We start from the raw sequence: 24525 nt of genomic DNA on the forward strand, positions 1-24525 counted from the left end.
GGCAACAGTCATGCCGGGCCCGGAGGCCAGCGGCCCTCTTGCAGGACCGCGAAAACCATAACGGGGGGGACGGGGGTGCGGCTCCCGCGTCAGGGGCGGCGCCGCTGCATGGTGCCGGTTCAGACGTTGCGGCAACAGACCGCGGACATACAGCGGCAGAGGTCGACATGCAGGCGCCCCACCAGCGCGACGCTCGCGCCGGGCCGGGGGCGCACAGTTGTCTCCATGTCGAACACGTTAACACTTGAACTTTGAGAACCTCAAAGGTTTTCTTTGAGCGGCACCGCGCACACCGGAGCGCCCGGCACGCCCGCGGGAACGGCGAAACCCTCCTCGGGAACGACAGAACCCCGGTACGGGAGCGGCTGCTCCGGCACCGGGGTTCGGTACGGAAAGTGTGCTGGGTGTGAGGAAACTTACGTGGCCCTTATGCCACCCTCACCCGTTCGTCACGGGGTGACGTGGTCCTCGCGGGTCCGGTTCGCTTCGAGCCTCGCCTTGGTGCGGTCGACCGTGGACACGATCTGCTCGGACATCTCGTCACGCTGCTTGCGCAGCAGCACGTAGCTGAGCGGCGCGGACAGGACCAGGGCGAGCAGAATCACCCAGATGAAGTTGGAACCGCGCGCCCCGGAGGGCAGGAGGCCGAAGTGAACGGCCACGGCTGCGACGAAGAAGCAGCCGACGAAGATGCTGAGGCGCATCGCGGTGTACCGAATTGTCGCGCTCGGCCTGGCAGCGGACACAGTTGGCCTCTCTCTCTACGTACGACAGTCCTGCGATCCTGCCCGACCAGTGAAGCATGCCCCGGAATCGATCACTTCGGAGGGCTGCGTCAAAGGGGTTCCGGCGAGACCTCCGGACCCGGCCCGCGGGGCGGGCCCGGGAACGCTCAGCCGAGCGGCAGCAGCATGATGATGTCGTCGCGGTCGTCCCCGTCGGCCACCCGGATCGCGTCGGGCACCCGTCCGACCTCCTTGTATCCGCACGACGCGTAGAACCGGTCGACACCGGTGCCGCCCCGGCAGGTGAGCCGGATGGCCTCCACCCCTTCGAGCTCCCGGGCGGCACGGGCCGCGGCGTCCATCAGATCGCGCCCGTACCCCTTGCCCTGGTGGCGGGGGTGGACCATCACCGTGTAGAGCCAGATCCAGTGCGTCATCAGCCGGTGCGTGTTGAGGGCCAGGAAGGCCGTGGCGGCCACGGCCCCCTCCTCGTCGTGACCGACCAGCAGCCGGGTGCGCCCCTCGGCCATGGCGACGAGGTGCTTGACCAGCTCGGGCCGGACGTCGTCGACCGTGACGGGCGGTACGAAGCCGACCGCCCCGCCCGCGTTGGAGACATCGGTCCACAGCTCGGCGATGCCGTCCCGCAGGGCGCGGTCGAACGTGGGGTCCAACTCAAACGTAAGTGCCATAGGTGCAGATTAACTATTACCGAGCCCTGGCCTCAAACCGTGTCCGGTACGCGAGAAAGCCCCGGCCGGCGGCCGGGGCTCTCCTGCGCTGTGGCGCTGACGGCGTGCGGGTCAGACGCGCATCGGCTGCGGCGACTCGCGCCGCTCGGCGTCCGGGCCCGGGTACTCGCGGATGATCTCGTACCGGGTGTTGCGCTCGACGGGCCGGAAGCCCGCGTCGCGGATCAGGTCGAGCAGATCCTCACGGCCGAGCTTGTTCGGCGTGCCGTAGTTGTCCGCGTCGTGCGTGATCTTGTACTCGACGACCGAGCCGTCCATGTCGTCGGCGCCGTGCTGCAGCGCGAGCTGGGCGGTCTGCACCCCGTGCATCACCCAGAAGACCTTGACGTGCGGGACGTTGTCGAACAGGAGCCGCGAGACCGCGAAGGTCTTCAGCGCCTCGGCGCCGGTCGCCATCGTCGTGCGCGCCTGGAGCTTGTTGCGGACCTTGCCGTCCTTCATGTCCACGAAGTCGTGCTGGTAGCGCAGCGGGATGAAGACCTGGAAGCCGCCGGTCTCGTCCTGCAGCTCACGCAGCCGCAGCACGTGGTCGACGCGGTGCCGGGGCTCCTCGATGTGCCCGTACAGCATCGTCGCCGGGGTCTTGAGCCCCTTCTCGTGCGCCAGGCGGTGGATGCGCGACCAGTCCTCCCAGTGGGTGTCGTGGTCCACGATGTGCTGACGGACCTCCCAGTCGAAGATCTCCGCGCCGCCGCCGGTCAGCGACTCCAGACCGGCCTCGATCAGCTCGTCGAGGATCTCGGAGGCCGACAGCCCGGAGATGGTCTCGAAGTGGTGGATCTCGGTGGCGGTGAACGCCTTGAGGGAGACCTGCGGCAGGGCCTCCTTCAGCGCGCTGAGCGAGCGCGGGTAGTAACGCCACGGCAGGGTGGGGTGCAGCCCGTTGACGATGTGCAGCTCGGTGAGGTTCTCGCCCTCCATCGCCTTCGCGAGCCGGACGGCCTCCTCGATGCGCATGGTGTACGCGTCCTTCTCGCCCGGCTTGCGCTGGAACGAGCAGTACGCGCACGACGCGGTGCACACATTGGTCATGTTGAGGTGCCGGTTGACGTTGAAGTGCACGACGTCGCCGTTCTTGCGGGTGCGCACCTCATGGGCGAGACCGCCGAGCCAGGCCAGGTCGTCCGACTCGTAGAGGGCGATGCCGTCCTCACGGGTCAGCCGCTCCCCCGCGCGGACCTTCTCCTCCAGCTCGCGCTTGAGCCCAACGTCCATGCGGCTGCCTCCCAGTCGTCGACGTGCTGTGCGTATCCCGGTGACAGGTGATACCGGGTGAAACCCCCGGTCCCCCGGGGGCCCCACCACGTTACGCCTACGCCTCTTCGGGAAGTTCCCCGACCCGGTCCTCCCACTTGGTGGAGAGCACGATCGTGGTACGCGTGCGCGAGACGCCCCTCGTACCGCTGAGCCGGCGGATCGTCTTCTCCAGACCGTCCACGTCACCGACCCGCACCTTGAGCATGTACGAGTCGTCGCCCGCGATGAACCAGGCGTCCTCGATCTCCGCGAGGTCCTTCAGCCTGCGCGCCACGTCCTCGTGGTCGGCCGCGTCGGAGAGCGAGATGCCGATCAGGGCGGTGACCCCGAGCCCCAGGGACGCGGCGTCGACGGTGGCGCGGTAGCCGGTGATGACACCGGCGGTTTCCAGCCGATTGATGCGGTCGGTGACGCTGGGCCCGGAGAGCCCGACGAGCCGCCCCAGCTCGGCATACGAGGCCCTGCCGTTCTCCCTGAGGGCCTGGATGAGCTGCCTGTCCACCGCGTCCATATGACTGAAACCTTCCATTGTTCAGCAGTATCGCGAGTCTACGTGTAGAATCTAAGGCATGCAGGCTTCATCGCCTGCAAATCTTCTCGAACACTCAAAAATTGCTTTCGAATCCTCAGGAGTGAGAACACCGTGTACACGATCGAGATGGCCTACGCCCGAATGCGCGAGCTGCAGGACCTGGCCAACCGCTCGCGTGCCCACCAGCCCGCCGCCGCGCGCCGGGTCGACAAGACCCGCAACCCGCGCGCCACGAAGAAGCGCTGACCACAGGCTCAGCCCCCGGAGCCACGAGAGCCGCCACCGAGCTCTCCCTCCCACCGGCGGTACAGGTCGTGCGGAACCCCCGCCGCGTCCAGCACCCGCCCCGCGACGAAGTCCACCAGATCCTGGATGTGCGTCGCCCCCGCGTAGAACGCCGGAGAGGCGGGCAGCACCACGGCGCCCGCCTCGTCCAGGCTCACCAGATGCTTCAGCGTCTGCCCGTTCAGCGGGGTCTCCCGCACCGCGACGACCAGCTTCCGCCGCTCCTTGAGCGTCACACTCGCGGCCCGCTGGAGCAGATCCTTCGAGAGCCCGAGCGCCACCCCGGCCACGCACGCCGTCGAAGCGGGCACGATCAGCATCCCCTTCGCCGGGTACGACCCCGAGGACGGACCCGCCGCGAGGTCACCGGCCGCCCAGTGCCGTACGTCCTCGACGTCCACGTCGAAGGTGTGCGGCTTTCCGTCCGCCCCGCGCGCCAGCCAGCCGCACAGGTCCTCCCGCCAGTGCGCGTCGCGGAACGCGATCCCGGTCTCGTCCAGCAGCGTCAGCCGTGACGCCCGGCTCACCACCAGGTCCACGCTCTCCCCCGCGGCCAGCAGACCGCGCAGGACGGCGGCGGCGAATGGGGTGCCCGAAGCGCCCGAAACCCCGACAATCCAAGGCTGCCGCTGCTGCTGACTCACTGAAGTCCCGGAATCCACGCACCCGAGCCTATCCGGCTGCGCGGAACCGGAACTGAGTAAGGTGCCTCAGGCGTTTCGAAGGAGGGGAACAGGGGCGACACGGAACGGCAGGGGGCATCGGTGGCCGCATCGTCGGATCGATTCGCATCGGCGTGGAGCACGGGCGAGCGTGCGAAGGCCGCGGCCAAGCTGATGGTGGGCTGGGTGGCGTTCCTCTGGATCCTCGAAGTCGTCGACGTGGCGACCGGCCACTCCCTGGACGCGTACGGGATCGAGCCGCGCCGGCCCGGTGAACTGCTGGACGTCGTGCCCGCGTCCTTCATCCACTTCGGCTTCGGCCATGTCGCGTCCAACAGCGTGCCGCTGCTGGTCTTCGGCTTCCTGGCCGCGCTGGGCGGCATCCGCCGCTTCGCGGCCGTGGCCGCGCTGATCATCGTGGTCGACGGCCTCGGTGTCTGGCTGGTCGCGCCGGACCACTCCAACACGGCGGGCGCGTCCGGCCTCGTCTTCGGCCTCTTCGGCTACCTGCTCGTGCGCGGCTTCGTGGACCGCAGACCGCTCGACATCGGCGTCGGCCTGGTGATCGGCGCGATATGGGGCTCGTCGATCCTGCTGGGACTCTCCCCCGCCAACACCTCGGTCAGCTGGCAGGGCCATCTGTTCGGACTGGCGGCGGGCGTGGCGGCGGCCTTCGTCTTCCGCCGCCGGAACGCACCGGCATCCGCCCGGCCGCTCATGTCCTAGAAAGACCCGGCCCGGGACGACAGGCCGTGTCGTCCTGGGCCGACGACCCGGCCCGGGACGACACGGCCGACGGCACGAGCCCAGGACGCCATGGTCCGGGAACCGCCCGACAGGCTCTCAGACCGTCAGTCCCCGCACCAGCAGATCCAGCAGCGCGCACGCGAACAGCGCTATGCCGATGAAGCCGTTGACCGAGAAGAACGCGCGGTTCAGCCGGGACAGATCGTGCGGACGCACGACCCGGTGCTCGTAGACGAAGGCGACGGCGACGATCACCATGCCGATCCAGTAGAAGAGCCCCGCCTCCGTGGCCAGCCCGAACCAGACAAGCAGCCCGGTCGTCACCACGTGGCAGACCCGCGCGCCCCACAGCGCGGCCGGAATCCCGAACCGGGCCGGCACCGACAGCACCCCGTGCGCCCGGTCCGCCTGGACGTCCTGGCAGCCGAAGATCAGGTCGAAGCCACCGATCCAGATCCCGACCGCGAGACCGAGGATCACCGCGTCCCAGGACCAGCTGCCGGTCACCGCCAGCCAGGCGCCGATCGGCCCTATGGCCTGCGCGATCCCCAGGATGGCGTGCGGGTAGTGGGTGAAGCGCTTCCCGTACGGATAGACCACCATCGGCACCACCGCGACCGGCGCCAGCGCCAGACAGAGCGGGTTCAGCAGGGCCGCCGCCCCGAGGAAGACCACGACGGCGACGAGCGCCCCCGTCCACGCCGACTTCACGGACACCGCGCCGGTGACCAGCTCCCGGCTCGCGGTGCGCGGGTTACGGGCGTCGATCTCCCGGTCGATGATCCGGTTGCAGGCCATCGCGAACGTCCGCAGCCCCACCATCGCGAGGGTGACGAGCAGCAGCGTGACCCAGTGGATCGACTTGTCCGCCTGGAACATCGCGGTCAGCGCGGCGATGTACGCGAAGGGCAGCGCGAAGACCGAGTGCTCGATCATCACGAGCCGCAGAAACGCCTTGACCTTGCTGTTCGACCGTACGGGCCCTGAGCCCAGTGCTGCTTCGGCGGCGCTCACAGTCCGTATTCCTTCCACCGGCGGTCGACCTTCGCCGCCGTCTGAGGGTCGGACTCGACCATGTCCGGCCAGCCCCCGTCCCGGGTGTAGCCCTCCTCGGGCCACTTCTTCGTCGCGTCGATACCCGCCTTGCCACCCCAGAACTGCTGGTAGGAGGCGTGATCGAGATGATCGACGGGCCCCTCGGTGACGGTCAGGTCCCGCGCGTAGTCCGTATTGCCGAGCGCCCGCCACGCCACCTCGTGCAGATCGTGGACGTCGCAGTCGGAGTCCACGACCACGATCAGCTTGGTCAGCGACATCATGTGCGCGCCCCAGACGGCGCTCATCACCTTCTGGGCGTGCTTCGGGTACTTCTTGTCGATCGAGACGATCGCGCAGTTGTGGAAGCCGCCCGCCTCCGGCAGGTGGTAGTCCACGATGTCCGGCACGATGATCTTGAGGAGCGGCAGGAAGAACCGCTCGGTGGCCCGCCCCAGCGGCCCGTCCTCGGTCGGCGGCCGGCCCACCACGATCGACTGCAGCAGCGGGCGCTTCCGCATGGTCACGCAGTCGATGGTCAGTGCGGGGAACGGTTCCTGCGGCGTGTAGAAGCCGGTGTGATCCCCGAAGGGCCCCTCGGGAAGCATCTTCCCGGGCTCCAGCCACCCCTCGATGACGACCTCCGCCTGCGCCGGGACCTGCAGCGGCACGGTCTTGCAGTCGACCATCTCGATCCGCTTGCCCTGGATGAACCCGGCCAAGAGGTACTCGTCGATGTCCCCGGGCAGCGGCGCGGTGGACGCGTACGTCACCGCCGGCGGCGCCCCGAACGCGATGGCGACCGGCAGCCGCTCCCCGCGCTTCGCGGCGACCTGGTAGTGGTTGCGGCTGTCCTTGTGGATCTGCCAGTGCATCCCGATGGTGCGCCGGTCGTGACGCTGGAGCCGGTACAGCCCCAGATTCCGTACACCGGTCTCCGGGTGCTTGGTGTGCGTGAGCCCCAGGTTGAAGAACGAGCCCCCGTCCTCGGGCCAGGTGAAGAGCGCGGGCAGCCGGTCCAGATCCACGTCGTCGCCGGTGAGCACGACCTCCTGCACGGGCGCGCTCTCGGACTTCACCTTCCTCGGCGGCACATGCACCATCGAGCCGAGCTTCCCGAAGGCCTCCCGCACCCCGACGAAGCCGTGCGGCAGCTCCGGCTTGAGCAGCCCGCCGATCTTGTCGCTGATATCCGCGTACGACTTCAGGCCGAGCGCCTTGAGCAGCCGTTTGTCGGTCCCGAAGACGTTCATGGCCAGGGGCATCGAGGACCCCTTGACGTTCTCGAAGAGCAACGCGGGCCCACCCGCCTTGTTCACCCGGTCGACGATCTCGCCGACCTCCAGATACGGGTCGACCTCGGCCTTGATGCGCTTGAGCTCGCCCTCGCGCTCCAGGGCCCGGAGGAGGGAACGAAGATCGTCGTAAGCCATGCCGTCCAGTTTGTCATCACCGCTGCCGATCACCTGGGGTGCCCCACCTCGGCGCCCTTCACGGAACACGGTCGCGCCCACTCGGCCGCGTCCTGGCCATCGGTTCGCACGACGGTGAGAAGGGGTTCACCGAGGCGTACTTCCCCACCGGCCCCGAACGGGAGGCCGAAATGGGTGGGCGGGCCTCACCGACACCCGGGTGTACGGCGTCGAGGGCCCCGCCTGGGCCCTGCTGAAAGCGACCGAGCAGCACACCGGGGAGTCCCTCACCGAATCGCGGATGTTCGCCTCCGCGCCGGCCGCGGCCCGTACGGCTGAGCCGTACCCCGACCTGCCGGCCGCCGGTTCCCACCTGCTCGCCGTGGGACGTCATTGACACCGGCTACTCTGGGCCCGTCACCGGGGCGGGACAAGCCCCGCCATCTCTCCGCAGGGGGACCTTTCCATCATGTTCCGGGCCCTGATCTTTCTCCTGCCTCTGGCGCTGACGATCTACGCGTTCATCGACTGCCTGAACACCCCCGAGGACGAGGCCAAGCACCTGCCGAAGATCGCCTGGGTCTTCATCATCCTGCTGTTCTGGATCGTCGGCCCGGTCGTCTGGCTGGCCGCCGGCAAGCTGCGCGAGGCGCCCGCCGGGGGACGTACACCGTCGGAATGGCACCGCAATCACCGCTCGCAGTGGGTGGCGCCGGACGACAATCCGGAGTTCCTGAACGCGCTGAAGGAAGAGAACAAGAAGGACGAGTCGCTCCTCAAGGACTGGGAGGCGGATCTGCGCCGCCGCGAGGAGGAACTCAAGCGCCGCGAGCGCGAGTCGGGACCGGAGGAGTCGGCACCGCCCGCGATGTGACCCGGAGGGTCCGGCCTCCGGCCACCCGCTGCGGCCACCGCACGCCACGCACGGCCACCGCCTGTCGCCCGACACGCGGTGGCCGTCGTCGTTCGCGCCCCGCACCGGCACCGCGCCGGCCTCCGTCCGCGCGCCGGGCTGTCGCGGCGGCGGGCCCCGGTGGCTCGGACCGTCCCCTTGACACCGATCGTTCGAAAATCTTCCCCTTGCTCCAACACCCTCCCGATACCCTGGTGTTGACGATGTGACAGATCGGATCGGGCATCGGCGCTGGGGGGTGCTGTGGAGAGAGAGCTGTACGGGCGCGAGGCGATCTTCGGCAACGACGGACTTGCGGCGCGTCTGACAGGTCTCACTCCGTACGGCTCCGCCGGGGTCTCCTACGAGCACCGCGACGATCCGCCGGTCGCCGTGCTGACCGGAGGCCGCGGCATGGGCAAGACGGCCGTGCTCAAGCAACTGCGCCATCTGTACCGGGAGATCACCCCGGTCGCCCTGGTCGACTGCGAGGCAGTCGTACCGCCCGCGGACCCGGGGCCCGGCTGGACCCCGGTCACCGCGGCGCTGCCGGAGCTCGCCACCCAGCTGACCGCGAAGGTGCGTGCCGCGCGGCCGGTGCAGTTTCCCCGGCTGAGCCTCGGCCTGGTGGCGGTCGCCTCGATCTCCTGGACGCGGGAGGACGAGACGCGGGCGCAGCGGGACCTGCAGTCGCTCGGCCCGGTGCTGGCGACCGTCGACACGCGGGGGGACGCGGCGACGGGCTGGGTCACCAAGGTGCTGACGAAGCTGGCGGCGAGCGCCTTCGACTCTGTCGTGCCGCTGGCCGGGATGGTCGCCGAGGCCACGATCGAGACGGTGCTGGAGGAGTCGTTCAGCCGGTTCCAGCGGCGTTCGGCGGACTGGTACGGGAGCTATCCGCACGCGGGCGGCAGCGGACGGATCGGGCTGCGGCAGCTGGCGGTCGATTTCGAGCGCGGTGGCGATCTGCGCCGCCGGGCCGAGGATCACCTGGTGCTCGCGCTGGTCGCGGACCTGGTGCGGGCGTACGGGGGGCTGGCGCGCGGTGCCCGCCGGGGCCGCCCGGTGCTGCTGCTGGACAACGCGCACACGCGGCTGGGCCGGCAGCTGGTCGAGCCGGTGTTGCGGCAGCGGGCCTCCGGGGTGCGGGATCAGATCGCCGTGTTCGCCTCCTCGCGCGCCCGTGGTCATGAGGGGCTGAGCCATGCGGTGCGCCGACGACTGCCCGAGGTGGCGCACGGTTCGCACTGGGTCCGCGGGTCGGAGGTGACGTCCGGGATCCTGGCCGTGGAGCTCACCGCGCTGGGCCCGGCCCATGTGCAGGCGGCGTTCGACCGGCATGATCCGGTGGGGCGCGCCCCGGCCGGCCTGGCACGCGGGGTGCACCGGCTGACGGGCGGGCGCCCGCTGGGCGTGGCGTTGCTGGCCCAGGCGGCGGGCGAGGCGTTGGCGCCGGGCTCGTCCCACGCGGGCACGCCGCGACCGGGCTCGCTGGTGCCCGGCTCGCTGGTGCCCGGCTCGCTGGTGCCGGGGACGCTGTTGGACCGCACGGTGGAGCTGCGCGAGGACCGGGCGCCGGTGCGGGTGGCGGACGAATTGCTGGCGCGGCTGCTGCCGGGGCAACAGCTCGACGTACTGAGTGTGCTGGCCGCCGCGCACGGCGAGGAGTCGGCGCGGCTGCTGGCCACGGCCCGGCTGCGCGGCCGGTCGCTGGAGGGCGACGTGGCGTTGCGGGTGCGCGATGTGCTGCGGGCGCAGGACTGGCCGGTCGGACCGGACCACTTCGTCGCCGATCCGCTGCTGCGCGCGCTGCTGCTGCACCGGCTGCGGTTCCAGGACGACGACCATCCGTACTACGCGGTATGGCGTGCGGTGCACGAGACGCTGCGCACGGCGTACGCGCCCGGGGGTCGCTGCCCGAGCGTCCCGCACCGGCTGCACCAGGAACTGGTGCTGGGCAGGACGAGGGACGGTGTGACGCATCTGCGCGAACGGTTCACCGAGCCGGACGTGACGGCGTGGCTCGGCTCGCTGCGGTTCATCGCCTCGGCCCCGTATCCACGTCCGCCCGGTTACACCGGTCCCGATCCCCGGCGGGCGGTCGCGCTCGGCCGGGAGGCGTCCGCTTCGCTGCCGGACGGGGAGACGGGGCTCGCCGGGCTCGGCGAGCGGGCCGTGGAGCTCCAGCTGCAGCTGCGCCGGCTGCTGCACGCCGTATGGCTGCTGTCCGATCCGCTGACCCTGCCGGACGAAGAGGTGATCGACAAGATGGCGCACGAGCTGCGACAGCTGTCCGGCAGGCATCCGACGGGCAACAGCGTGCTGTGGGACGCGGCGACGCACTGGCCGCGGGACATCGGGGCCTGGCGGCCGCTCTCCATGCCGCCGGGGGCGTCGGGCACGGACGGACCGGACACGGGCGGAAGCGGGCAGCGACGGGGGGACGGTGGTGCACATGCGTAATCCACTGCGATATCGCCTCTGGTACACGGCGCGGCAGAAGGTCGTCACCAGCGTGGTGGTGGGCGCCCTGGTCGTCACATCCGGCTGGTACGGCATCGGCCGGCTCACCGCTCCCGAGGACCGCTCGTGCGCGCCGGGGGTGGAGCGGCCGCAGGGCAGCGACGAGTGCGTGGGCGTCTCCGGCGACGCCTACGACTTCGGCCGGCCGAAGCTGACCGAGGTAGCCGCGGCCATCTCCCGGGAGAACGACACCCTGAAGCCCGGCCGCTACGCGACGGTCGCCCTGCTGCTGCCGCTGACGTCGACGGACGAGGCCATGCAGACGAAGATGCAGCGCGAGCTGCAGGGCGCCTTCGCCGAGCAGTACCGGGCCAATCATCTGTCGAACGATCAGGTGCCGAAGATCCGGCTGGTGCTCGCCAACACGGGGAAGAACAACCTGTTGTGGCGGCCGACGGTGGACCGGCTGAAGAAGATGACCGGGGCCCCGGACCATCTGCGGGCCGTGTCCGGGGTCGCCACCAGCAGTCCGGAGGTCAGCTCGGCCATCGAGGAGCTGACCTCCGCGCACATCGCGGTCGTCGGTACCACGATCACCGCCGACGACATCGCCAACGGACCGGCCGGCGATCCGTTCCCCGGTCTGGCGCGGGTGGCGCCGACCAACCGGGACGAGGCGCGGGCGCTGGCGCACTTCGGGAAGGTGAAGGCGGACAAGGCGCTGCTGGTGCAGGACACCCGTACCGGCGACCACTACACGGACACGCTGCGGGCCGCGTTCACCTCGCTGACGAGGGGCACGCGTTACGAGCCGCAGCTGTTCACCTCGCGCAAGGACCCGAACGACGAGGGCACCACGGCCAATACGTTCCAGCAGATCACCCACCTCATCTGCGACACGGACGCGGAGACGGTGTTCTTCGCCGGACGCCACACCCAGCTGCGGCAGTTCATCAACGCGCTCGGGGCCCGGGGTTGCCAGAGCCGCCCGTTCACGATCCTGACCGGCGACGAGGGTTCGTACCTCGGCAGCGACAAGAAGCTCGACCGGGGCGCGCTGCGCCGCAAGGTGACGGTCCGCTACGCCTCGCTGGCGCACCCGGACGCCTGGGCGGCGGCGAAGGGCGGGGCGGCGACGGGCGGCTCCCCGGCGGACTACCGGAGCCTGCTGGATCTGTTGGCCACGATCGGGAAGAAGCCCGTGGGCCCGGTCGGTCCGACCGGTCACCAGGAGCTGACCGACGGCCAGGTCATCATCGCGTACGACGCGATGTCGCTGGCGGTGCACGGCATCCGGCAGGCGACCCCGGAGGGCAAGCGGCTGCCGCAGCCCGCGGACGTGGGCGAGCAGTGGCCACGGGTGAAGGGGTCGCTGCGGGTGTCGGGGGCCAGCGGCTGGATCTGCCTGGACAACCACGGAAACCCTTACAACAAGGCGGTGCCGGTGGTGGAGCTGGCGCCGGAGGACGCCAGTCAGCGGTTCGTGACGATCGCCTGGCCGCAGGGCACCCCGCCGGACCCGAAGTGCCTGCCGCCGTCCTCGGCACCGTGATGCGGTGACGCCGTGTCAGCGCTCGGGCGCGGCGTACTCCTCGCGCAGCCCCGCCCACCGGACCGGGGTCCACTTGGACCAGTCGGCGGGGTAGCCGTCGAGCGCGTCCACGAGGTACTGGAAATGGTCGTGCCAGCCGGCGAGGCAGTCCAGCCGCAGCGCGTCGTCGCCCCGGAACTCGTTGGTGAAGCGCAGCAGCACATGGTCGCCGCGCGGTGGCTCCAGGTGGAAGCGGATACGGCCGTGGAGTCCTTCGAGGGTGTATTCGGCGACGCGCTCGATGTCCCAGGCGGTGACGGTGCCGGAGGCGACCGAGGCGTTTCCGTCCTGGTCGGTGTTCAGCCAGCGCAGCGTGACGGCTCCACCGATGCGCGCTTCGAACGGGTCGGCGGCGGCGAGCCAGCCGGACAGACCCTCGGAACTGGCAACGGCTGCCCACACCCGCGGAACGGGGTGGGGCAGCCGCAGCGTGAATCGCAGGGTGTGCTGGTCACCGTGGGTCTCGCTGGTGCCACGCTCGATGACGGGGGTCGCATCGGTCATGGTTCCAGCGTGGCCCGGCGGTGTCCGATCCGCACCCGTACGGACGAAGCGCCGGTCAGACGCCCGCGTAGGAATGCTTGCCGGTGACGAAGATGTTGACGCCGTAGTAGTTGAAGAGCCAGCAGCCGAAGGCGATCAGTGCCAGGTAGGCGGCCTTGCGGCCCTTCCAGCCGGCGGTGGCGCGGGCGTGCAGGTAGCAGGCGTACGCGACCCAGGTGATGAAGGACCAGACCTCCTTGGGGTCCCAGCCCCAGTAGCGGCCCCACGCGTCGCCCGCCCAGATGGCGCCCGCGATGATCGTGAACGTCCACAGCGGGAAGACGGCGGCGTTGACGCGGTACGAGAACTTGTCGAGCGTCGAGGCGGCGGGCAACCGGGAGAGCACGGACTGGGCGAACGAGCCGGGCTGCCCGCCGTTGGCGAGCTTGCTCTCGTAGCTGTCGCGGAAGAGGTAGAGCAGGGTGGCGACCGCGCCGATGTAGAAGACGGCACCGCAGATGATGGCGGTGGAGACGTGGATCCACAGCCAGTACGAGTGCAGTGCGGGCACCAGCTGGTCGCTGGAGGTGTAGAGGACCGTGGTCGCGATGCCGAGGTCCAGCAGGACGGTGGTGACCAGGAGCAGCCCCATCCAGCGGACGTTCTTCTTCAGCGCGAGCAGGATCAGGTAGGCGCCGACCGCCACCGTGGAGAAGGTGATGGAGAACTCGTACATGTTGCCCCAGGGGGCACGCTGCACGGAGAGCGCACGCGCGAGCACCCCGCCGACCTGAACCAGGAAGGCGAGCACGGTCATGGAGATCGCCATGCGTCCGTACAGATCGCCCTTGAACGTACCGCCGGCCGCGCCGGGCCCGTCCGGGACGTCGCGGGAACCGGCCGCGGAGCGGGTGACGATCTTCGGGCGGTCGAGTACGGCGGTGCCGCCGCCCTTCTGTGCGACCTGCACCTTCACCGAGGCGTCGGCCCCGGCATCGGCCCCGGTCAGCGCGGCGGCGGTGCGGCCGACCTTGCTGCGGCTGCCGAACACCCATTCCGCGATGTGCGCGAAGAAGGCCAGGGTGTAGACGGCCATCGACGAATAGATCAGCACATTGCTGGTGTGCGCCAGGTTCTCGTTGGTTGCGGCGGCGAGATTCACTTCTCAGCCCCTTCGGCAGGTTCTACGGGGGATTCTCCGACGGAACCGGCATCGGATCCGGGGTCGGTGTCAGAGCCGGGCGCCGTGGGCGCCACGTCGTTGAGCGTGACCGCGAGATCGGCCAGCTCCTCGGGCAGCTTCGCGGACTCGCTGCGGCCGAGACCCGCCATTTCGACGACGGTGACACCGTCCGCACCGCGCACGGCCCGCACCCAGACCCGGCGCCGCTGGATGAACAGCGAGCCCGCGAGTCCGGCGATCGCGGCGATGGCTCCGGTGAGCGCCCAGCCGCTGGCGGGCTGCTTGGAGATCTGGAAGCTGGCCCACTCCTCGACACCCTCGAAGGTGATCGAGCCGGCTCCGTCGGGGAGCTTCATCGTGTCGCCGACCGCCAGGCGCTGCTTGAGCGGATCGCCCTTGCTGTCCTTGAACGCCTTCATCTTGGACTTGTCCAGCTGGTACACGTTCTGCGGCAGTCCGGAGTCGACGCCGAGGCTGCCGTAGTAGCCGTTGAGGGCCAGGACGGGCATGTCGGCAGCGGGGAACTGCGAGAACATCGTGCCCTTGCCGTTGCCCGCGAAGGTCGGCACGAAGAAGGCCTGGAAGCCCAGCTGGGTCTTCTTGCCGTTCTTGTCGCGGTAGCCGTCCATCACCTTGATCGCACCGGTCGAGGTGACGTTGTTGTCGATGGGCAGCAGCGGCACGGCGTTCCGGTAGACCTCCTTGCCGCTCGCGTCCTTGACGGAGACGACGGGGGCGTAGCCGTGCGCGTTGAGGTAGACCTTGGTGCCGTCGATGACCAGCGGCTCATTGACCTTGATGACGGTCTTCTGCGGCTTGCCGTAGGCGCCCGCCTCGTACGTCACATGGGCCTCGTAGGTCCGGGGCGTACCGATCTGGGGGCCGCTGCGCTCATACGTACCGATGAACTTGTCGAGCTTGAAGCTGAACGGGGCGAGCGAGTCCGGGTCGAACAGCGAACCGGACTTGAAGTTGTCGTACTGGGTCTGTGTGTTGGAGAAGCCGTCGCCCTCGACGACCAGCTTGCCGCCCTCGGACTTGAAGAGCTGCCCGAAGGCGAAGGCCACCAGCATCACGATCAGAGCGATATGGAAGACCAGGTTCCCGGCCTCGCGCAGATAGCCCTTCTCGGCGGCGACCGCGTCTCCCACGGTGTGCGCGCGGTAGCGGCGGCTGCGCATCATGCCGAGCGCGGCCTCGCGGACCTGCTCGGGCTCGGCCTCGGTGCGCCAGGTGGTGTACGCGGGCAGCCGGGTCAGGCGCTTGGGAGCGCCCGGCGGCCGGCTGCGCAGCTGGCCGACGAACTGGCCGGTGCGCGGGACGATGCAGCCGATGAGCGAGATGAACAGCAGGATGTAGATCGCGGAGAACCACACCGAGCTGTAGACGTCGAAGAACTGGAGCTTCTCGTAGATCGGACTGACGATGGTGTGGGCGTCCTTGAAGGTCCGCACCTTCATTTCGTCCACGCTGTTCTGCGGGATCAGCGAGCCGGGGATGGCGCCGAGCGACAGCAGGAAGAGCAGGATCAGCGCGACCCGCATCGAGGTGAGCTGCCGCCAGAACCAGCGGGCCCAGCCGATGACGCCCATGGCCGGCAGATCGGCCAGGGCCTCCTCGCGCGGGGCGGTGGAGAGCTGGGAGCCGGCCGCACCGAGTTCGCGGGCGTTCTCCCGGTCCTGTTCGTCCCGGACCTCCCGCTCGTCGCGGTGCTCGCGCTGCGGGGCCGGGTTGGACTTGGTGTTGCTCATGGAACTCAGATCCCCACCGTGAAGCCGTTGGACCAGCCCTGCAATTCCTGCATCATGGTGTCCCACACGCCGGTGAGCAGGAGCAGGCCGGTCGCGATCATCATGACGCCGCCGATCCGCATAACCCATGCGTAGTGGCGTTTGACCCAACCGAAGGCGCCGAGTGCCTTGCGGAAGGCGACCGCCGCGAGCACGAAGGGCAGGCCGAGCCCGAGGCAGTACGCGACGGTCAGTATCGCCCCGCGCCCGGCGGTGCCCTGCTGCACCGCGAGGATGCTCACCGAGCTGAGCGTCGGGCCGAGGCACGGGGTCCAGCCGATCCCGAAGAGGGCGCCCAGCAGCGGTGCGCCCACCAGCCCGGTCACCGGCCGCTTGTGGATACGGAATTCGCGCTGCGTCATCCACGGCATGAGGCCCATGAAGAAGATCCCCATCAGGATCATCAGCACGCCGAGGATCTTGGAGAGCGTTCCGCTGTGCTCCTGGAGGGTCTGTCCGAAGAAGCCGAAGAGCGCGCCGCCGGAGACGAACACGGCGGTGAAGCCGAGCACGAAGAGGGAGGCGCCCGCGACCATCCGCCCTCGCCTGGCCTGCGCCAAGTCGGTGCCGCTCACACCCGTGACGTACGAGAGATAGCCGGGCACGAGCGGCAGGACGCACGGCGAGAAGAACGAGACGAGTCCGCCGAGTACGGCGAGGGGCAGGGCGACGAGCAGTGCCCCGCTCATCACGGTCTCGTTCTGGCCCGCGACGGCGGCGAGGGTGAGCACGGAATCACTTCTCCGCGATCAGCGGGTCGATCATCTTGTGCAGCTGGTCGGAGTCGAGCGCGGCCAGGGAACGGGCGGCGATCTTCCCGTCCCGGTCCAGGACCACGGTCGACGGAATGCCCTGCGGACGCAGCGTGCCCTTGGGGAAGCGGAGCATGAGCTTGCCGGTCGGGTCGAAAAGGCTCGGGTAGGGGACCCCGTAGTCCTTCTCGAAGCTCTGCGCGGGACCCTTCTGGGCATCGCGCGTGTTGATCCCGACGAACTGGACGTCCTTGTCCTTCGTCTCCTTCGCCACCCTCGCGAAGTACTGGGCCTCCAGACGGCAGGGCCCGCACCACGAGCCCCACATGTTCAGCACGACGACCTTGCCCTTGTAGTCGGCGACGTCGAGCTGCTTGCCGTCGAGGGTCTCGCCGTCGAGCTTCGGGGCGGCCTTGCGCTCGCCCTTGGCCACGGTGGAGATTCCGCCACTGCCCGTGACGAAGTTCGTATTGCCGCCGCCGCCCGCCTTGTTGTCGTCGCCACCGCACGCCGTCAGCGTGAGTGCGAGTGCGACGACCGCAGCGGGGGCGGCGAGCAGGGTGAAGCGGCGTCGAGGTGCCCGGCCATAGCTCATGTGAAAAGTTTCGCATGGCGGTTCCGGCGATCTCGGGCACCCCCCTCAATGCCCGTAAAGCCCGTTGTCAGGCCTGTTTAAAGAAGGCGTTCCAGCCGCCTTCGGGTGACTGTCCGACGCCCAGTGTGCGGAGCTTGTCGAGCACGGCCGGCGTCTGGACGTCGAGCCAGTCGACGAACTGCTTGAAGGAGACGAGCCGCACATCCGGCTTCCCGGCGATTTTCTTGAGCGCTTCCTCGACCGCGTCCATATAGATGCCGCCGTTCCACTCCTCGAAGTGGTTTCCGATGTAGAAGGGCGCGCGATTCGTCGTGTACGCGCGGTCGAAACCGGCGAGATACGACTTGGCGGCCTGCTCCCGCCAGCCCGGATAGCGCGAGGGCATGCCCTTGGTCGAATTCTGCGACTGGTTGGCGAGGATGTTGTAGTCCATCGAAAGGACTTCGAAGGTGTGCCCCGGGAACGGCATGCCCTGCAGTGGCAGATCCCAGACGCCCTGGCGCTTCTGGGGCCACACCTGGGTGCCGCCGGGCGAGCTGGCGTCGTAGCGCCAGCCCAGCTTGCTCGCCGTGGGCAGCAGATTGTCCTGGCCGAGCAGACAGGGAGTGCGACCGCCGACCAGTTCCTTGCGGTAGTCGAACGGCAGCGGATCGAGGTCGGTCCAGCCGGTGTTGGTGCGCCATTCGGTGACGAAGGAGACCGCCTGATCGATTTCGCTCCGCCACTGGGCGGGCGACCAGTTCGCGACCGATCCGGAGCCGCCGCAGAAATGCCCGTTGAAGTGAGTGCCGATCTCATGTCCGTCGAGCCAGGCCTGACGGACGTTCTTCAGCGTCTCCTTGATGTGGTCATCGGTCAGATAACCGATGTCGGAAGCGCCGATCGGGTTGTTGGGCGGCCGGTACATGGATTTCTTCGACTCGGGAAGCAGATACAGGCCGGAGAGGAAGAAGGTCATCGCCGCGTCGTGATTCCTGGCGAGTTCCAGAAAACGCGGGAAGAGCCCGTTGCCGACCTCGCCCGCCCCGTCCCAGGAGAAGATCACGAACTGCGGCGGCGTCTGCCCGGGTTCGAGCGGAACCGGCGCCGAAGGCTGGTGCGGCTGCTTCCCGGTGTCGGCGGTGGAACCGTCCCCGATCTCCCGGACGTCCTTCTTCGCGGGTCCGGTCCCCCGGGTGTGCCCGTCGGCACCCTTCTCCCCCGCGGTCCCCGTGTCCTCCCCCGTCCGGCCGGTATCGAAGGAACTACAACCCGCAAGACCGATCGTGGCCGCGACCCCGAGCCCGGCTCCGAGCAAGCCCCTTCGACTGATCTCGCGCATGCGTTCCCCATCTGCGGTCGTTTTATCTCAAGTCCATACAAACTGCCGAACGCTTAGATGATGGAATCAACTCGGGGGTTCCGCGATCTAGCACATGTTTCTTTGCGTGACCAGACCAGTACGCGCACGAACGTATGACTGATAGCTCACCCGGGGGCGGTACGAGTTCCGCTCTGTCCTCGACCCCTGGCCGCGCTGTCATCGACCCCAGGTCATGCGGCACCGGTCCCGTCACGGCAGCACGAGCGCCGGAGGGGCGGAAGGATCACGCCCGTCCGGCGATCGAGGACAGCACGGCAAGGGAAGACCGGGGCCGGCGGCGTACCGGCGAGGGCCGGGCGCGGCAGCGGTGAGGGGCCGGGCGCGGAAGCGGTGAGGGCCGGGCGCGGAAGCGGTGAGGGCCGGGCACGGCGGACCGGTGAGGGTCGGGCCGCGGAGGGCCGGCGGGGACCGGAAGGCCGGTCAGATGCGGAGGGTCGGCGGGGCCGTGGACCGGCGGGGCCGGCCGCGGCGGACCGGTGAGGGCCGGAAAGGCCGGTCAGGCGCGGAGGAACGGCGGGGGGCCGGCCCCAGAAAAACCGGTGAGGGCCAGTCAGGCGGGGAGGACCGGGGTGCGGCACACCGCACCCGGGCCGGGGGGACGCATACCGCGCCCCCCGTCGGCCAAGGGCGCGTTACGCGCCGAACGCCTTCGACTTCCCCTTCACCGGCTTCGCCCCCGCCCGCAGATGCGCGGGCACCAGATCACGCGCCGGCTCCGTGTACCCGACCGAGACGATCTTGTCGCCCTGGTACGTGAAGCTGGTCAGCGACGCGAGCGTGCACTGCCGCTTGCGCGGGTCGTGCCACAGCCGCCGCCGCTCCACGAAGCTCCGCACGATCCAGATCGGCAGCTGGTGGCTGACGCACACCGCCTCGTGACCGCGGGCCGCGTCGCGCGCGGCGTCCAGGGCGCCCACCATCCGGACGACCTGCTCGATGTACGGCTCGCCCCACGACGGCCGGAACGGATTCGTCAGGTGCTTCCAGTTGTCCGGCTTGCGCAGCGCCCCGTCGCCGACGCCGAAGGTCTTGCCCTCGAAGACGTTGGCGGCCTCGATGAGCCGTTCGTCGGTGGCCAGGTCGAGGCCGTGCGACTTGGCGATCGGTGTGGCCGTCTCCTGGGCTCGCTCCAGCGGGGAGGCGACGACATGGGTGATGTCACGGCCCTCCAGGTGCTCGGCGACCCGGTCGGCCATCTGCCGGCCGAGCTCGGAGAGGTGGTAGCCGGGACGGCGTCCGTAGAGCACGCCCTCCGGGTTGTGCACCTCTCCGTGCCGCATCAGATGGACGACGGTGATGTCCTTGGCGCTTCTGTTCTCGCTCATGCGGTGGCCTCCGAAGCGGCGCGGGCGGCGGCGGGCAGGGCGGCGGCGATGCGCTCGACGGCCTGCGTGTCGTGCGCGGTGGAGACGAACCAGGACTCGAAGGCGGACGGCGGCAGGTAGACGCCCCGCGACAGCAGCGAGTGGAAGAAGGCGGTGAAGCGGAAAGCTTCCTGCTGCTTGGCGTCCTCGTAGTTCCGCACCGGCCGGTCGGTGAAGAAGACGGAGAACATGTTGCTCGCCGCCTGCACGACGTGCGCCACGCCCTCCTTGGCCAGCGCCTCGCCGACCAGGCCGCGGATCTCCGCGGAGACCGCGTCCACCTTCGCGTACGCCGCGTCGTCGAGCAGCCGCAGCTGGGCGAGGCCGGCGGCGGTGGCGATCGGATTGCCGGAGAGGGTGCCCGCCTGGTAGACGGGGCCGGCCGGGGCGAGGTGCGCCATCACGTCCGCGCGCCCGCCGAAGGCCGCGGCCGGGAAGCCGCCGCCCATGACCTTGCCGAAGGTCATCAGGTCGGGCCGCACTCCGTCGACGCCGAACCAGCCGGCCTTCGAGGTACGGAATCCGGTCATGACCTCGTCGGAGATGTAGAGCGCGCCGTTGGCGGCACAGAGCTCCTTGAGCCCGGCGTTGAAACCGTCCAGCGGCGGTACGACACCCATGTTGCCGGGCGACGCCTCGGTGATCACACAGGCGATCTCGCCGGGCTGGGCGGCGAACGCCTCCCGCACGGCCTCCAGGTCGTTGTACGGAAGCACGATCGTGTCGCCGGCCTGCGCGCCGGTGACGCCCGGGGTGTCGGGAAGGCCGAAGGTCGCGACCCCGGACCCGGCGGCGGCGAGCAGCGCGTCGACGTGGCCGTGGTAGCAGCCGGCGAACTTCACCACCTTGGCGCGGCCGGTGAACCCGCGGGCGAGACGGATCGCGGACATGGTCGCCTCGGTGCCGGACGACACCAGTCGCACCTGCTCCACGGGCTCGACCCGGGCCACGATCTCCTCGGCGAGCGCCACCTCGCCCTCACCGGGCGTACCGAACGAGGTGCCGCGGGCCACAGCCTCCTGGACCGCGGCGATGACCTCGGGGTGGGAGTGACCGAGGATCATCGGTCCCCACGAGCACACGAGGTCGACATACTCCCGGCCGTCGGCATCGGTGAGGTAGGGACCGGTACCGGACACCATGAAGCGGGGCGTACCGCCCACGGCCCGGAAGGCACGGACGGGAGAATTCACGCCGCCGGGCGTCACGAGGGACGCGCGGTCGAAAAGCGTCTGCGAAACTGGGGCTTCATATCGATAAGGCAGTTCGGTCATGACCTGCGACTTCTCCGACTCCGGGGGCTAGTGACCTCCCCAGGGTAGGACAGCCCTCCCGAGCGGTCGGGAGCGGAAGATCCCGGCCGCTGAAAGCCCCGCGAGCACATCCGTCCCGCAGCGACCGGGCGTCAGCCCCCTCACGTCTGCGAAACTGGTGACTTCCAGGGGAAAAGCTCACACACGCCATGGCGCCCGGGTCACGGACGGTCTTGCGGGCAGGTGTTTCACCGCACGCCCGCGGGGGAGGTCACTGACACGATGATCGGGTTGCGCGGCGGGGGCTGCGTCTCCTCAGTAGTAGTCGGGTGGATGAGATATGCATCGCGGTGGCGGAGTGGGCGAAGGGACCGACGACCTGGGGCCCGAGCCTGCCCGGCGGGGTCGGCACCGGCGTGAGGCGGAGCGCAGACAAGGCAGACAGGTCAGTGGTGCGCAGGGTGGCGGAGCCGGAAGCAGGAGTGGTGGCCGGGTGGGGGTGACCTACAAGTACTTCGGGGCCCCGGACGGGGCCACGGCCGCACGCGTGCCCATTTCGATGCGTCCCGAGGAACTCGGCGGCGACGAACTGGGCATGGGCGGCATGTTCACCAAGATCAAGCCGGAGACGGTCGCGGCGATGGTCCTCACCGGCATCCAGGGCATACCCCTGCACAAGGTCCCCCCGCTGGAACTCGTCGTGCTGCACCCCGACTACGCGGTGGTCAAGCTTCCGATGACGGTCGTCGACCCGCTGCGCGGCGTGGGCGAGGAGTCGGTGGGCGCCGCGGCCTTCATCTGGTCCACGGTCCCGGACCGGGGCGGCCCGCGCGACGCGTTCAACGTCTACCAACTGCTGCACGAGTGGCAGGACTTCTCCCACCGGCTGCACGACGCGGGGCACCAGGCGTACTGCCTGGTCTGGCCCTGACCTGAGGTTTCGCTGGGTGCGGGCGGGACTTTCGAGTCCCGCCCCCGCCCATGCCCAGGGAGGTGGCCGACAGGCGACCGTACGCGTCCGGACGCCGGAGAATCTGTGACCGTGCGGCGCACAACAGGCGTGCCCACACTGGAATCATGGACGGTCGGCCTCCCGCACAGGGTTCGCACGTGGACGCCCCGGAGCGGCGTGATTACACGGGCGCCGTGTACGGCTCGCTGCTCGCCGCCTCGGTGGTGGTCGGGGCCGGATCGGTCGGATATTTCCCACGGCTGGAACTCGTTCTCCTACTGCTGGGCACCGGGGTGGTGTTCTGGGCCGCCCATGTGCTCACCCGGCTGCTCGGGGAGCGCATCATGTACGCGCCTCTGGACGGGAGAGAGATCCGGCGGGTGTGCATGGCCGAGTGGCCCATCGTCAAGGCGGCCGTCCCACCGGCCGTGGCAGTCGCCGTCACCCCTCTGCTGGGCCTCGGCCCGGAAGGGGCGTTGTGGCTGGCCCTGGGCGTCGCGCTGGCCGGTCAGGTCGGCTGGGCCTCGGTCGCCGCTCTGCGCTCGGGGGCCACGGGCCGCGTGGTGGTGGCCGCCGGGGCGGTCAACCTGGTGCTCGGCCTGCTCATCGTGCTCCTCAAGGTCACCCTGACGCACTGACGTCGTCCGTCGCCGCGGTCCGAAAGGTCGATCAGCGGCGTTGCTCAGCCGCCGTACGCCGGTGGTCTCTCACAGCCGTGCCGCGCAAACCGCCCGGATTCCGTGGTCGGCACCTGAGCCGTCGGCTCCCTCCCGCCCAGCAGGCACACCCCGGCATCGGGTGCAAAGCTGGAAGTGGGTCCCTCCCCACCTCTGGAACGCGGAGAGGAGCGGACATGCAGATCAAGCCGCAGGCCGTCGTCATCCCCAAGGAGACCGACCATCTGGAACAGGGGAAGTACGGCCCCGTCTTTCCGAGAACTCCGGCCTGTTACGGATTCACCATCGTGGCGAAGGTCAAACCGGGCAGGGCCGACGCGATGCGGGAGTACGGCCGTGCCCTGGCCGAGGCGCTGGAGCAGGATGCGTATCTTCTCGCGCCGTTGAAGCTGCACTATCTGCGCTGGGTCCTCTTCGACGACGACACGCGCTTCATGTACCAAGGCATCTTCGACACCGACTTCGACAAGTACACGGAGGACGCCGTCGCGCTGTTCTCCAAAGCCGGCGTCAGCACCGCTTTCGAGAATCTCGAAGGGTTTCCCGAGGACTGGCGGACGAACCCTGAGGCGTTCGTCCGATTCGTACGGCAGCACCACTGTCCGAGCTTCATCGAGTACGGAGAGTATCCGTACGTGACGTCGGACGAGATCAAGAAGGCTCTGCAGGTCAAGAGCGCCCTGTCGGAGATGCTCGACCAGATGCAGTGAGACGATCAGTGGGACGATCGAAATGAGCGAGGTCAAGACCGCGCGCACGTACAACCAGAGGCACATTCCACGGGAGTACACCCCTGGTAGGCGGCGGGTGAGCATCTACGTCTCGTGGAGCTATCCGGCCGAGGCCGGCCGCAACACGGCCGAGCTGGACAACCGCTTCTCCACGATGACCGAGGTCAGGCGGGTGACATGGCCGGCCTACGAGGACCCCAAGTGGTCGGATCCGTATCGGTTCCAGCAGGGCATCGCGGGGTCACTGGAGCTGTTCTTCTGGGCATGGGTGCCGTTCCAGGAGTTCGTCGAGGAGGTCACGGGGCACCCCGTCCCGGTGTATCAGCGCATCGACCAGGCGGGTTTCCACACCCCACTCGACGAGCGGGTGCTCGACGACACGGACGTCATGTTCGTGTTCGGGCTGGACCACACGGTCACCGAGCAGGAGGCCCGGCCCGGGGAGATCGAGGCCCTGCGGGCGTTCCTCGCCCGGGAAGGCGCCTGTCTCGTCCTGGGCCCGCACCACGACGTCGGCGCCTCGGACGACCTGTCGGTCCGCGAGATGGAGTACCGCCATCACGGCGATCCGCTGGTGCCCCGGCAGCAGCGATTCGCCACCTACGTCAGGGACTTGATGCAGGGCCTCGGGGTGCCGGTCATGAACCGGTACGGGCTGCGCCCGGCGACACGCGAGGGCAGCCGGATCGCTCCTCTGTCCACGGTCGGGGACCTGGACCCGAAGGGCTGGCTGGACGGGGTGACGAACTTCAACTTCCACATGCATCTGCCGCACTACGACGTGACGACCGACGAGCCGGACGTCGTCCGCGTGCTGGCCAGGCAGCCGATCGACATGTCCAGGCCGCATCCGTTCACCGAGGCCGGCAACACGGAGTTCAACATGTTCCTGTGGATGCCTCCCGGCGGTGACCGCGCGGCCGACCTGCTGCTGGCGGACTCGACGATCTTCAGCTCCTTGTTCGGCGGGGACGAAAGCCTGCGGAACTTCTGGCGCAACCTCGTCTCCAAGTAGGGCCCGGGAGGTCA

At 69.3% G+C, this 24525-nt stretch carries 25 protein-coding genes; 10 read left to right on the forward strand and 15 right to left on the reverse strand.

The genetic code is table 11. From position 1 onward, the window contains the following. Positions 1 to 449 precede the first annotated feature (449 nt). From ABZ826_RS07460 to ABZ826_RS07475, 4 genes are all read right to left on the reverse strand, one after another. A complete protein-coding gene (locus ABZ826_RS07460; RefSeq protein WP_361443634.1) occupies positions 450 to 746 on the reverse strand; it encodes a DUF4229 domain-containing protein in 297 nt (98 codons plus the stop codon). A 146-nt stretch (positions 747 to 892) separates the two neighbouring features. After that, positions 893 to 1417: a GNAT family N-acetyltransferase gene (locus tag ABZ826_RS07465; protein ID WP_361443637.1), complete on the reverse strand. Its 525-nt coding sequence runs from the start codon at positions 1415 to 1417 to the stop codon at positions 893 to 895. A gap of 111 nt (positions 1418 to 1528) precedes the next feature. After that, the gene (gene mqnE / locus ABZ826_RS07470) at positions 1529 to 2692 is read right to left on the reverse strand and encodes an aminofutalosine synthase MqnE (protein WP_335937079.1); all 1164 of its coding nucleotides are present in this window, start codon (positions 2690 to 2692) and stop codon (positions 1529 to 1531) included. Between the two features lie 97 nt (positions 2693 to 2789). After that, entirely contained in the window at positions 2790 to 3245 is a 456-nt protein-coding gene (locus ABZ826_RS07475; RefSeq protein ID WP_361443641.1) for an Lrp/AsnC family transcriptional regulator, read from the reverse strand. A gap of 132 nt (positions 3246 to 3377) precedes the next feature. On the opposite strand from ABZ826_RS07475, the gene ABZ826_RS07480 reads away from it, so the two are divergent. Then, positions 3378 to 3512 carry a hypothetical protein gene (locus ABZ826_RS07480; protein WP_361443644.1) on the forward strand — a complete coding sequence of 45 codons (135 nt, stop codon included), beginning with the start codon at positions 3378 to 3380 and terminating at the stop codon, positions 3510 to 3512. Between the two features lie 8 nt (positions 3513 to 3520). Here ABZ826_RS07480 and ABZ826_RS07485 read toward each other — a convergent pair whose 3' ends face one another. Then, positions 3521 to 4195 carry a UbiX family flavin prenyltransferase gene (locus ABZ826_RS07485; protein ID WP_361443819.1) on the reverse strand — a complete coding sequence of 225 codons (675 nt, stop codon included), beginning with the start codon at positions 4193 to 4195 and terminating at the stop codon, positions 3521 to 3523. Between the two features lie 192 nt (positions 4196 to 4387). On the opposite strand from ABZ826_RS07485, the gene ABZ826_RS07490 reads away from it, so the two are divergent. Further along, positions 4388 to 4939, forward strand: coding sequence for a rhomboid family intramembrane serine protease (locus ABZ826_RS07490; RefSeq protein WP_361443822.1), 552 nt, complete (start codon positions 4388 to 4390; stop codon positions 4937 to 4939). A 117-nt stretch (positions 4940 to 5056) separates the two neighbouring features. On the opposite strand, the gene mqnP is transcribed toward ABZ826_RS07490, so the two are convergent. Further along, positions 5057 to 5974 carry a menaquinone biosynthesis prenyltransferase MqnP gene (gene mqnP, locus ABZ826_RS07495; protein WP_361443647.1) on the reverse strand — a complete coding sequence of 306 codons (918 nt, stop codon included), beginning with the start codon at positions 5972 to 5974 and terminating at the stop codon, positions 5057 to 5059. Further along, positions 5971 to 7428, reverse strand: coding sequence for a menaquinone biosynthesis decarboxylase (locus ABZ826_RS07500; RefSeq protein ID WP_361443650.1), 1458 nt, complete (start codon positions 7426 to 7428; stop codon positions 5971 to 5973). The genes mqnP and ABZ826_RS07500 overlap by 4 nt, the downstream gene beginning before the upstream one ends. Before the next feature lie 199 nt (positions 7429 to 7627). Between ABZ826_RS07500 and ABZ826_RS07505 the strand changes: the two genes are divergently transcribed. The 4 genes from ABZ826_RS07505 to ABZ826_RS07520 all read left to right on the forward strand — a co-directional run bounded on the left by ABZ826_RS07505 (position 7628) and on the right by ABZ826_RS07520 (position 12314). Then, the gene (locus tag ABZ826_RS07505) at positions 7628 to 7804 is read left to right on the forward strand and encodes a hypothetical protein (RefSeq protein WP_361443653.1); all 177 of its coding nucleotides are present in this window, start codon (positions 7628 to 7630) and stop codon (positions 7802 to 7804) included. Positions 7805 to 7876: 72 nt separating this feature from the next. Further along, positions 7877 to 8281, forward strand: a complete 405-nt coding sequence (locus ABZ826_RS07510) for a PLD nuclease N-terminal domain-containing protein (RefSeq protein ID WP_361443656.1) — start codon at positions 7877 to 7879, stop codon at positions 8279 to 8281. 282 nt (positions 8282 to 8563) lie between these two features. Beyond that, entirely contained in the window at positions 8564 to 10762 is a 2199-nt protein-coding gene (locus ABZ826_RS07515; RefSeq protein ID WP_361443659.1) for a hypothetical protein, read from the forward strand. Then, on the forward strand, positions 10755 to 12314 hold the full coding sequence (locus ABZ826_RS07520; RefSeq protein ID WP_361443662.1) for a hypothetical protein: 1560 nt from the start codon (positions 10755 to 10757) through the stop codon (positions 12312 to 12314). The genes ABZ826_RS07515 and ABZ826_RS07520 overlap by 8 nt, the downstream gene beginning before the upstream one ends. 15 nt (positions 12315 to 12329) lie before the next feature. On the opposite strand, the gene ABZ826_RS07525 is transcribed toward ABZ826_RS07520, so the two are convergent. The 8 genes from ABZ826_RS07525 to hemL all read right to left on the reverse strand — a co-directional run bounded on the left by ABZ826_RS07525 (position 12330) and on the right by hemL (position 21148). Beyond that, positions 12330 to 12857: an SRPBCC domain-containing protein gene (locus tag ABZ826_RS07525; RefSeq protein WP_361443665.1), complete on the reverse strand. Its 528-nt coding sequence runs from the start codon at positions 12855 to 12857 to the stop codon at positions 12330 to 12332. A 55-nt stretch (positions 12858 to 12912) separates the two neighbouring features. Continuing rightward, positions 12913 to 13998, reverse strand: a complete 1086-nt coding sequence (gene ccsB, locus ABZ826_RS07530; protein WP_361443668.1) for a c-type cytochrome biogenesis protein CcsB — start codon at positions 13996 to 13998, stop codon at positions 12913 to 12915. Then, positions 13995 to 15770 carry a cytochrome c biogenesis protein ResB gene (locus ABZ826_RS07535; protein WP_361443671.1) on the reverse strand — a complete coding sequence of 592 codons (1776 nt, stop codon included), beginning with the start codon at positions 15768 to 15770 and terminating at the stop codon, positions 13995 to 13997. Before ABZ826_RS07535 ends, ccsB begins: the two co-directional genes overlap by 4 nt. Before the next feature lie 5 nt (positions 15771 to 15775). Further along, on the reverse strand, positions 15776 to 16498 hold the full coding sequence (locus ABZ826_RS07540; protein WP_361443825.1) for a cytochrome c biogenesis protein CcdA: 723 nt from the start codon (positions 16496 to 16498) through the stop codon (positions 15776 to 15778). Positions 16499 to 16544: 46 nt separating this feature from the next. Beyond that, positions 16545 to 17156, reverse strand: a complete 612-nt coding sequence (locus ABZ826_RS07545; protein WP_361443674.1) for a TlpA disulfide reductase family protein — start codon at positions 17154 to 17156, stop codon at positions 16545 to 16547. Positions 17157 to 17223: 67 nt separating this feature from the next. Next, positions 17224 to 18477, reverse strand: coding sequence for a hypothetical protein (locus ABZ826_RS07550; protein ID WP_361443677.1), 1254 nt, complete (start codon positions 18475 to 18477; stop codon positions 17224 to 17226). A gap of 674 nt (positions 18478 to 19151) precedes the next feature. Beyond that, positions 19152 to 19844: a histidine phosphatase family protein gene (locus tag ABZ826_RS07555; RefSeq protein ID WP_361443680.1), complete on the reverse strand. Its 693-nt coding sequence runs from the start codon at positions 19842 to 19844 to the stop codon at positions 19152 to 19154. Further along, a complete protein-coding gene (gene hemL, locus ABZ826_RS07560) occupies positions 19841 to 21148 on the reverse strand; it encodes a glutamate-1-semialdehyde 2,1-aminomutase (RefSeq protein WP_361443828.1) in 1308 nt (435 codons plus the stop codon). Before hemL ends, ABZ826_RS07555 begins: the two co-directional genes overlap by 4 nt. Positions 21149 to 21476: 328 nt before the next feature. On the opposite strand from hemL, the gene ABZ826_RS07565 reads away from it, so the two are divergent. The 4 genes from ABZ826_RS07565 (at position 21477) to ABZ826_RS07580 (ending at position 24511) form a co-directional block, all read left to right on the forward strand. Continuing rightward, entirely contained in the window at positions 21477 to 22067 is a 591-nt protein-coding gene (locus tag ABZ826_RS07565; RefSeq protein ID WP_361443683.1) for a hypothetical protein, read from the forward strand. Positions 22068 to 22213: 146 nt separating this feature from the next. Next, positions 22214 to 22726, forward strand: a complete 513-nt coding sequence (locus ABZ826_RS07570; RefSeq protein WP_361443686.1) for a hypothetical protein — start codon at positions 22214 to 22216, stop codon at positions 22724 to 22726. 215 nt (positions 22727 to 22941) lie between these two features. Next, on the forward strand, positions 22942 to 23475 hold the full coding sequence (locus ABZ826_RS07575; protein ID WP_361443689.1) for a hypothetical protein: 534 nt from the start codon (positions 22942 to 22944) through the stop codon (positions 23473 to 23475). A 22-nt stretch (positions 23476 to 23497) separates the two neighbouring features. Then, positions 23498 to 24511, forward strand: coding sequence for a hypothetical protein (locus ABZ826_RS07580; RefSeq protein WP_361443692.1), 1014 nt, complete (start codon positions 23498 to 23500; stop codon positions 24509 to 24511). Positions 24512 to 24525: the final 14 nt, after the last annotated feature.

The sequence above is a fragment of the Streptomyces sp. NPDC047515 genome (assembly GCF_040643055.1).
GTDB lineage: Bacteria > Actinomycetota > Actinomycetes > Streptomycetales > Streptomycetaceae > Streptomyces.

Coding starts and splice junctions, on each gene's coding strand:
- mqnE (WP_335937079.1), bottom strand. CDS start 2,692: ATGGACGTTGGGCTCAAGCGCGAGCTGGAGGAGAAGGTCCGCGCGGGG.
- ABZ826_RS07475 (WP_361443641.1), bottom strand. CDS start 3,245: ATGGACGCGGTGGACAGGCAGCTCATCCAGGCCCTCAGGGAGAACGGC.
- ABZ826_RS07545 (WP_361443674.1), bottom strand. CDS start 17,156: ATGAGCTATGGCCGGGCACCTCGACGCCGCTTCACCCTGCTCGCCGCC.
- ABZ826_RS07520 (WP_361443662.1), top strand. CDS start 10,755: ATGCGTAATCCACTGCGATATCGCCTCTGGTACACGGCGCGGCAGAAG.
- ABZ826_RS07580 (WP_361443692.1), top strand. CDS start 23,498: ATGAGCGAGGTCAAGACCGCGCGCACGTACAACCAGAGGCACATTCCA.
- ABZ826_RS07540 (WP_361443825.1), bottom strand. CDS start 16,498: ATGAGCGGGGCACTGCTCGTCGCCCTGCCCCTCGCCGTACTCGGCGGA.
- ABZ826_RS07490 (WP_361443822.1), top strand. CDS start 4,388: ATGGTGGGCTGGGTGGCGTTCCTCTGGATCCTCGAAGTCGTCGACGTG.
- ABZ826_RS07510 (WP_361443656.1), top strand. CDS start 7,877: ATGTTCCGGGCCCTGATCTTTCTCCTGCCTCTGGCGCTGACGATCTAC.
- ABZ826_RS07535 (WP_361443671.1), bottom strand. CDS start 15,770: ATGAGCAACACCAAGTCCAACCCGGCCCCGCAGCGCGAGCACCGCGAC.
- ABZ826_RS07575 (WP_361443689.1), top strand. CDS start 22,942: ATGCAGATCAAGCCGCAGGCCGTCGTCATCCCCAAGGAGACCGACCAT.
- ABZ826_RS07565 (WP_361443683.1), top strand. CDS start 21,477: ATGCATCGCGGTGGCGGAGTGGGCGAAGGGACCGACGACCTGGGGCCC.
- ABZ826_RS07555 (WP_361443680.1), bottom strand. CDS start 19,844: ATGAGCGAGAACAGAAGCGCCAAGGACATCACCGTCGTCCATCTGATG.
- ABZ826_RS07570 (WP_361443686.1), top strand. CDS start 22,214: ATGGACGGTCGGCCTCCCGCACAGGGTTCGCACGTGGACGCCCCGGAG.
- ABZ826_RS07550 (WP_361443677.1), bottom strand. CDS start 18,477: ATGCGCGAGATCAGTCGAAGGGGCTTGCTCGGAGCCGGGCTCGGGGTC.
- ABZ826_RS07465 (WP_361443637.1), bottom strand. CDS start 1,417: ATGGCACTTACGTTTGAGTTGGACCCCACGTTCGACCGCGCCCTGCGG.
- ABZ826_RS07500 (WP_361443650.1), bottom strand. CDS start 7,428: ATGGCTTACGACGATCTTCGTTCCCTCCTCCGGGCCCTGGAGCGCGAG.
- ABZ826_RS07525 (WP_361443665.1), bottom strand. CDS start 12,857: ATGACCGATGCGACCCCCGTCATCGAGCGTGGCACCAGCGAGACCCAC.